Source organism: Nitrospinota bacterium (assembly GCA_027619975.1).
GTDB lineage: Bacteria > Nitrospinota > Nitrospinia > Nitrospinales > VA-1 > JADFGI01.
The window spans coordinates 101,360-109,154 of record JAQCGX010000005.1 but is presented as its reverse complement, the minus strand read 5'-3'; the positions used below and the strand labels follow the sequence as shown (position 1 = coordinate 109,154).

Annotated in this window: 9 protein-coding genes; 2 read left to right on the top strand and 7 right to left on the bottom strand. The window is 47.6% G+C overall.

Annotated elements, in window-relative coordinates; genetic code table 11:
• Window positions 1-117: 117 nt before the first annotated feature.
• Complete coding sequence (locus tag O3C58_03065; GenBank protein MDA0690847.1) at window positions 118-474, bottom strand: CBS domain-containing protein; 357 nt, start codon at window positions 472-474, stop codon at window positions 118-120.
• Here O3C58_03065 and O3C58_03060 point away from each other — a divergent pair.
• Window positions 466-957, top strand: coding sequence for a hypothetical protein (locus tag O3C58_03060; protein MDA0690846.1), 492 nt, complete (start codon window positions 466-468; stop codon window positions 955-957). The genes O3C58_03065 and O3C58_03060 overlap by 9 nt on opposite strands.
• A gap of 235 nt (window positions 958-1,192) precedes the next feature.
• On the top strand, window positions 1,193-1,492 hold the full coding sequence (locus O3C58_03055; protein ID MDA0690845.1) for a hypothetical protein: 300 nt from the start codon (window positions 1,193-1,195) through the stop codon (window positions 1,490-1,492).
• Window positions 1,493-1,637: 145 nt separating this feature from the next.
• On the opposite strand, the gene O3C58_03050 is transcribed toward O3C58_03055, so the two are convergent.
• The 6 genes from O3C58_03050 to O3C58_03025 form a co-directional block, all read right to left on the bottom strand.
• Complete coding sequence (locus O3C58_03050; GenBank protein ID MDA0690844.1) at window positions 1,638-2,243, bottom strand: DUF2238 domain-containing protein; 606 nt, start codon at window positions 2,241-2,243, stop codon at window positions 1,638-1,640.
• A gap of 90 nt (window positions 2,244-2,333) precedes the next feature.
• On the bottom strand, window positions 2,334-3,299 hold the full coding sequence (locus O3C58_03045; protein MDA0690843.1) for an acetyl-CoA carboxylase carboxyltransferase subunit alpha: 966 nt from the start codon (window positions 3,297-3,299) through the stop codon (window positions 2,334-2,336).
• Between the two features lie 162 nt (window positions 3,300-3,461).
• Entirely contained in the window at window positions 3,462-4,532 is a 1,071-nt protein-coding gene (locus O3C58_03040; protein ID MDA0690842.1) for a hypothetical protein, read from the bottom strand.
• A gap of 69 nt (window positions 4,533-4,601) precedes the next feature.
• Complete coding sequence (gene lpxD, locus O3C58_03035) at window positions 4,602-5,618, bottom strand: UDP-3-O-(3-hydroxymyristoyl)glucosamine N-acyltransferase (protein ID MDA0690841.1); 1,017 nt, start codon at window positions 5,616-5,618, stop codon at window positions 4,602-4,604.
• Window positions 5,619-5,786: 168 nt separating this feature from the next.
• Window positions 5,787-6,506, bottom strand: coding sequence for an ABC transporter ATP-binding protein (locus O3C58_03030; protein MDA0690840.1), 720 nt, complete (start codon window positions 6,504-6,506; stop codon window positions 5,787-5,789).
• A complete protein-coding gene (locus O3C58_03025) occupies window positions 6,499-7,779 on the bottom strand; it encodes a lipoprotein-releasing ABC transporter permease subunit (protein MDA0690839.1) in 1,281 nt (426 codons plus the stop codon). Before O3C58_03025 ends, O3C58_03030 begins: the two co-directional genes overlap by 8 nt.
• Between the last annotated feature and the right edge of the window lie 16 nt (window positions 7,780-7,795).

Below are 7,795 nucleotides of genomic sequence, written 5' to 3'. Positions count from 1 at the left end.
GCCACTGATACAAGAAATCCTTGTACAATGTTCGATTTCCTGTAATAAACTAATTTTTAGAGATGCCTTGCAATAAAAAAAACAACTCCGAAGACACCGATTCCTTCCCTACGGCGATCACTTCAAGCCCGTCCAGCATTTCTCCAGATCTGTGACCGACAGGATGCCGATGATTTTGCCTTTATCGGTGACGGCGATATGACGGATTTTCTTCCCCTGCATGATCCCGCTGGCTCTCGCTATCGGCTCATCCTTTTCAATGGCGATGATGGGGGCGGTCATCATCGTTGCGACTTTCACCACGTTGGGGTCGGCGGCTCCCTTTAAAATCTTGTGTATCCAATCCGTTTTGGTAAACACCCCGATATATTCTCCATGCGCCTCCACCAGAAAGGCCCCAATGTCCACCAACCCCGTGGTGGACAAAAATACAGACCCCACCCGCATGGTCACAGGGTCGTCGTTTTGCCGCACGGTTTTATTTCATTAACCCTGTCCGGACTGATTTACTACTATGCCTACGGCAATTTTTATAGAGACTACAGTGGTTATTACACGGTTGTCACCCCGCCGATTGGAGCGTTGATCCCAGTTCCTCCACCGGGGTACAGAGTCATTTACATTGACTCCCAGCCCTACTACCTTGCCGCTGGGGTTTATTACATTTGGGATGATGTTCAGAGGGGCTACCGGGTCGTTCCCCCTCCTCAGGAAGTTTATGAATCGAGCGAAGAATCCCCACAATCCATTGAAGATTCTCTGGATCTGTTTGTTTATCCCAAGGCTAACCAAAGTGAAAATGAACGAGCCAACGATCGGTATGAATGCCATCTTTGGGCGGCGGGTGAAACCGACTTTGATCCCAGCAGTGAACAATCGTCGACGGACAAAGAACGTTCTGATTTCAAGCGGGCCATCACGGCTTGCCTGGAGGCGCGGGATTACGCGGTAAGATAGAATCTGATTTCAATACGAACAAAACAAAATGAAAAGTTATTGGCAGGCTTTAAATAAAGTGGACGTAAAAGTAAAATTATCAATGTCGTGTAAATCACAGTAATTTGTGATTTTCTCTCTTACGCGTTTTGAAAATCCAATTTAAGCTGGATACAACTTGCAAGTTTACTTATTGGTTTCATGATCCAAACCCTTAATCAAAAATTTTACCCTCAAAACGCTAAGGAGAATCAAAATGAAAAAAGCCATCATCAGCACTCTCGCAATTTCCCTTTTTGCATTACCCATGAGTCTGTACGCAGGGCCCGCGAAACAGGACGCGGCAAAAAAAGCCGTTGAGAAACCACTTTCAGCCATGAAGTCTACTATGGCGTCTCCATCAAAATCTACGCCGCCGGCCGCAAAGGTTTCGGATCTGACAACCAAAGCATCTGGGAAGGTTAGCGCCATTGAAGAAAAAACTGATTCCACTCAGAAGATGCTTGAAGAAGCAGAAAAAATAGGTAAGAACACAAGTGCCGGTGAGAAAAAATAAACTGAAAATTTTTGGGCTGCCTGAAAAGGCAGCCCATTTTCATCCCTCCCCTGCTTTCCCAATAAATTGAATATCGCCCTTAATAAACCCCGGAGTTTAGATAGTCTATTCCTCAAAGCACTTATCAAGGCTGTTATTTACATCCTTAAATACTTTTCAAGGCACGATCATGGGCATTCCCCAACAGCGTTTGCGATAAAATGGCTCCGACCGTTGCGAATGCCATATCCCATTGCGTGTCCCAAATGTCGCCCTGTGTCCCCAGAAATGCATCTGCATCGGTTCCTGTTGCCAGGGCAACCCACCATTCAATGAATTCGTAGGACACACTTAGAGTCATACAGATACAAACGACAATGAAAAACAGCCATTTTCCTGGCTGTAATGGAGAGGAGCGCAACAAAATTTCCCGTCCGACTATAGCGGGTATGAACCCCTGCGCAAAGTAGCCCACTCGGTCATAATGGTTGCGTTCTAAATCAAAAATCTCTTTAATCCAATCAAACAAAGGAACTTCAGCATAAGTGTAATGGCCACCAACCATTAATATAATCGCGTGAATCAGTATCAAAATATAAGCGATCCGGGTAAAAAAAAACTTTGAATACGTCCCAAATAGAATTACGAGACCAATAACAGCAGGAAGGACTTCCAGAAACCAAGTGAATGCGTCATGAAAGCTGATAGCAGACCAAATAAACACCAATGCATAAACCAACAGGAGAACGGAAAAAAATTTTTGGTTTGTCATTTGGCGGGTCTAAAGTGTTTTAACGCAAAGCGTGACTTTAGGACGTTGATCAAACCGTGCATTAGATATTAACTTTAAAAAGGAAGATTCTTATCCTTCATCTTTAGCAAAAGCGCCCATGGCGCGAAACTTTTCGTACCTCTGCTGAACGAGTTCTTCGGGAGAAGAGTTAATCAGCGTCTTCAAATTGGTGCGAAGCGCTTTTCTTAAACTAATAGCCGCCTGCTTATGATTTCGATGAGCGCCCCCCAGAGGCTCGCGGACAATTTCATCGATGACATTCATCTTCAAAAGACTGCTAGCCGTCATGCACAAGGCTTCCGCTGCCTGTTCCACTTTCTTTTTATCGCCCCACAAGATAGAAGCGCACCCTTCCGGTGAAATCACTGAGTAAACGGAATGCTCCAGCATTAATATCCGGTCCCCCACACCGATGGCCAGCGCCCCTCCCGACCCTCCTTCGCCGATCACAACCACGATGATGGGAACTTTTAGATTGATCATATTGTACATGTTGGTCGCGATGGCTTCCGACTGGCCTTTTTCTTCAGCGTCGATTCCCGGATAAGCGCCAGGGGTATCTATGAGAGTGATGACAGGCACATCAAATTTCTCCGCCAGTTTCATCAATCGCAGGGCCTTGCGGTACCCCGCAGGCTGAGACATGCCGAAATTCCGGCGGATTTTTTCTGCAGGTTCCCTGCCTTTTTGGTGGCCGATCACCATCACGGATTGGTCATCAAATTTGGCCAGGCCTGCCACGATGGAAGGACCATAGCCGCCATGACGGTCTCCATGCAGTTCTTGAAAATCTGTAAAAATCCGGTCAAGATAATCCAGCGTATAAGGCCGGTCCGAGTGTCGGGCAACCTGAGTCTTTTGCCAGCCTTTCAGGTTGGCAAAGACATCGTGCTTCATATGCCTTAGCTTTTTCTTGAGCTTAGCGATTTCGTGAGTGATGTCGCCCACGCTGTCGTACATGTGTGACAAGGAAACCAGATCCTGGATCTGCTTTTCCAGGGCAAATATGTCTCTTTCAAAATCCAGAATTTGCAAATTTAAACCTCATTTTTCAATAGGTTAGTACACAAACATTCTTCCCTCTAATGTTACCACAACATTACAATCCCTTCCACGCTCCCTTCAAAAAAGAGTAGCGTAAGCCTTGATTTCGTTCTGCTTCTATTCTTGGAGTACGTCTGAAGTAAATAGGGAAAGTCAGTAAAACCCAAAAATAGGATGTATGAGTTTGGTCAGCACGGTGGACTCCTCCAAAGCCACAGCGCCTTCACTGCCTATCCTGTTTTGCCCCAGTTTCAGAGATTCCAGTTTGGAAAGTACCTGGGATTGCGCAATCGCCTTGGCTCCGGGGTCCCCGATGTGGTTGAAATTTAGATTGAGAGCTTTCAAATTTGTGAGGGTCTTCGATTCAGCCAATGCCCTGGCTCCCACATCGGTGATATTATTGCTCGCCAGATTCAAGGCAACAAGACCGCTAAGTTTCGGAGAACGTGCCATCGCCACAATTGCACGATCGCTCAAATCGTTACCGTGCAAATCCAGCTCCTTGAGATCCGAGGCATAGGGCAAATCCAGCAGAGCAAACACCCCCATATCCCCGAGAATAAATTTTCCCATCTCATGCAACTGGTTCTGCTTTTGCAATTCATCCAGTTTACGGACGACTTTAAATCGGTGCCACGCCTCCTGCCCGTCTTTTCCTAGAGGATTATACGCCAGACCGATTTGCTCAATATGCTTCAGTTCCCGCGAGGTCGTCAAACGAACGGCTCCTTCATCCCGAATCTGGTTATAGTTTAAATTCAATTCGATGAGATTGACTAAAACATTGGATTCGGAAATGGCAACGGCACCGGCATCCTGTACTTGGTTTCGATACAAATTGAGGGTTGTCAGGTTGGAGAAGGTTTCTGATGTGGCTATGATTTTTGCCCCCTGGTCCGTGATTAAATTATTTTCCAGGGAAAGCGATGTCAGATTTTCCAAGTGAGTGGAGTTGGCCAGAGCCCGAACCCCTGCATCTCCGAAATTACTCTTGTAGAGAATAAGGGTCTTCACAGTTTTAAGAAGCGGGGATTTCGCAAGAACTTGTACGCCTTCCTCGCCCAGATTTTTTTCATCTATCCTGAGGGTGGCGCTATTTCGTTGAAGCTTTTTGGCAATGTACTTGAGGAGTTCTTCTTCGCTCATTTGCGAAGAGGACGATGCTCCAATGCAGAACAAATAAAAAAAAGGCAGTCCAAGGACTGTCCAACGAAATCGATTCATAAACGGCCTGCCAAGTTTAATAGCGAATAATGCCTACAATTGGTTTATATAAATATTCTAACTGGCCGCTTATTTTTTTTCAATCGCGTTCAGCCTGGCTTCCAAATCCTTGATTTTACGCGACAAATCCGGCAGTTTGGGAAGAAGGGTGACGTATTTTCTCCAGGTGTTTATGGGAACGCTGGGGGAACCGCCGTAAACGCCTTTACTTTCAACATCCCTGAAGGTTCCCGATTGGGCGGTTAAAATCGCCTGGTCGCCAATGGTGACATGATCCGCCAGCCCCACCTGACCGGCAAGAACCACATGATGCCCCAGGGTGCAACTCCCCGCCATTCCCACCTGGGAGACAAGAATGGAGTGCTCGCCAATCGTACAGTTGTGCGCAATCTGCACCAGGTTATCGATTTTAGTTCCCCGTTTGACGATTGTCGCACCTAATGTCGCCCGGTCAATACAGGTATTGGCGCCGATTTCTACATCGTCCTCGATCACCACCTGACCAATTTGCGGAATTTTATAGTGTTCGCCCTTCTCATCGACTGTGTAGCCGAAACCATCGGCCCCGATCACCACTCCCGCATGCAGAATGACCCGGTTTCCCAGGATCGTTTTTCGGTAAAGGGTGACATTGGGATGCAGAACAGCGTTTTCCCCGAGTTGGCAATCCGGCCCCACGACCACTCCCGGATGCAGAACGGTTCCATCCCCGATGGAAACGTTGTCTCCGATAAAGACAAATGGGAAAATCGTGACATTATCTCCCAGCTTCACATTCTGGCCAATGGCGGCTCTGGAATCGACATGCGGCTCCGGTTGGGTCTCGGGGTGAAAAGCACTGAGAAGTTTGGCAAAAGCCTGCATCGGGTTGGCGGTAATGATCTGCGCCACATCCAGATCGAGTTCCTGATCGACAATAACCGCAGAAGCTTTGGATTCAGCCAGCTGCTTTATGAATTTCTTTTTAACAACAAATGTCACATGTCCTTCACCGGCATCCTCGATGCCCCGCACATCACTGATCTCTATTTCCCCGTCTCCCTTAAGAGACCCACCGACCAGAGCCGCAATATTATTAAGTTTCATGATTCTCCCCTTCCCTCTTCATCCAGCGTGACGCGGGACCCTATATTTACGTGCGATGGATTTATGGCTGACTGCATCCCCTTGCATACAGAATATTTCATCCTGCAATTTTCTTCGAAGCTCGTGACCAAACTCGTCTTTCGCAATGGAGAAACCCCACTGAGGGGGTTAAATGATCACATCTTTGTCAATGGTTGCTACTTTTCCTTCACTCAATTGCATGACCCGGTCCATTCGCTGGGCAATTCGTTGACTGTGGGTCACAAGCACAAAGGTTTGCTTGAACTCTTCATTTAATTTGCGAATCAATTCAATCAGGGAATCGCTGGCGTGGGTGTCCAGATTTCCTGTCGGCTCATCGGCAAGAAGAAGATCTGGCTGGTTTATCAAGGCTCGCGCCAAAGCCACGCGCTGACTTTCCCCGCCGGACAATTCGCCGGGCTTATGTTGCATGCGTTCCTTGAGCCCCACCTGGCATAATAAATGTTCCGCTTTTTCCTGGGCAATGGCTCGGCTCTCATCGCGGATAATCGCGGGAAACATGGCGTTTTCCAATGCGGTAAAATCCGGGAGAAGATTAAAAAACTGGAAAACGAATCCCACACGACGATTGCGAAATTTTTCTAAATAACTATTATTCTTCGCATAAATATCCACTCCCTGAAAAAGGATGCGGCCAGCATCGGGCCGATCCAGCCCGCCCAGGACATGCAGGAGGGTGCTTTTCCCAACTCCCGATGCCCCGACGATTCCCAACACTTCTCCCTTCATCACTTTCAAGTTGGCATCCGTCAAAATGTGAAGGGTTTCCCGCCTGGTTTTATAGCTCTTATGAACGTCGATTCCTTCCAATAGGGGCGTATCGGGAGGGCTTGCATCATTATTCATAGCGTAAGCCCTCCACCGGGTTCAACCGGGAGGCCCGCCAGGCAGGATAAAGGGAAGCTACAAAACAAATAAGGATTGAAAAAATGACGATCAAAAAGGAATCCCAATATTGAATCTCTGAGGGAAGTTTATCGAGATAATAAATATCACTCGGGAACGCGGTGATGCCGAATATGCTTTCGATGAATCCTACAATCTCATTCAGGTAGGGGACAGCGGTGAACCCGCCAACACAGCCCACAAAGGTTCCCACCAGGCCAATGATCAAGCCTTGATAACTGAAAATTTTTATGATGCTTTTCCGCGTTGCTCCCATAGACATCAAAATCGCGATTTCCTTGGTTTTCTCCATGACCACCATGAACAAGGTGCTGACGATATTAAAGGCCGCCACCAGGATGATCAGAATGAGGATCACGAACATCACTACCTTTTCCAGCTGCAGAGCGGAAAACAGGTTTTTATTCATGCGCATCCAGTCCCGGACAAAATAAGGAAACTTCAGTTTTTCCTGAATTTCCTGGGCGATCACGGCGGCCTGATCGATATCATCCACCCAAACCTCGACACCGCTCACCATCCCCTGCATGGAAAAAAAGTTTTGCGCCGCCGGAATGGAAATAAAAGCCAGGTTGGCGTCGTATTCAAACATCCCCGATTCAAAAACTCCCGCCACCTGGAAGATTTTCATTTTCGGGATCAAACCCATCGGCGTGATGCGGGAAGACGGAGATACCATGGACACCACATCACCCACCCGCAAACCGTTACGGCGAGCCAGTTCCTTGCCCAGAACCACTTTGGAACGGGAAAGTTTACCGTTGGAGGATTTGCCGGAGATTTTTTCAGTTTCCAGAAAATCCAGACTGCCTTCAATCAGGTTTTTTTCTAGATCCGAAACGCCCTTCTCGCGCACCACGTCTACGCCACGGACCACGACTCCCGATGCCGCTTGCCCGTGGGTCAACATGACGTGATTCATTATAAAGGGCGCGGCGGCGGTGACTCCTGGCACTTCCTTCACTTGCCGGATGATGTTTTCGACATCATTTATTCCCGAGCGATTGATGTTGGTGATCACCGCATGGCTGGTGGTTCCCAGGATTTTGTCGCGCAGATCTTTGCCGAAACCGGACATCACGGCAATAACGACAATCAATGCCATGACCCCGAGCGCCACTCCACCGATGGATATCCAGGTATTCAGGGAAATAAACTTCTGGGTTCTCTTGGCCTTCAAATGACGCAAACTGACAAATAGTTCGTAAGCCATATTAAAGAATCAACCT

Excerpts from the sequence above, each read along its gene's own strand:
- O3C58_03055 (MDA0690845.1), top strand. The coding sequence starts at position 1,193 with ATGAAAAAAGCCATCATCAGCACTCTCGCAATTTCCCTTTTTGCATTA.
- O3C58_03050 (MDA0690844.1), bottom strand. The coding sequence starts at position 2,243 with ATGACAAACCAAAAATTTTTTTCCGTTCTCCTGTTGGTTTATGCATTG.
- O3C58_03040 (MDA0690842.1), bottom strand. The coding sequence starts at position 4,532 with ATGAATCGATTTCGTTGGACAGTCCTTGGACTGCCTTTTTTTTATTTG.
- lpxD (MDA0690841.1), bottom strand. The coding sequence starts at position 5,618 with ATGAAACTTAATAATATTGCGGCTCTGGTCGGTGGGTCTCTTAAGGGA.
- O3C58_03030 (MDA0690840.1), bottom strand. The coding sequence starts at position 6,506 with ATGAATAATGATGCAAGCCCTCCCGATACGCCCCTATTGGAAGGAATC.
- O3C58_03025 (MDA0690839.1), bottom strand. The coding sequence starts at position 7,779 with ATGGCTTACGAACTATTTGTCAGTTTGCGTCATTTGAAGGCCAAGAGA.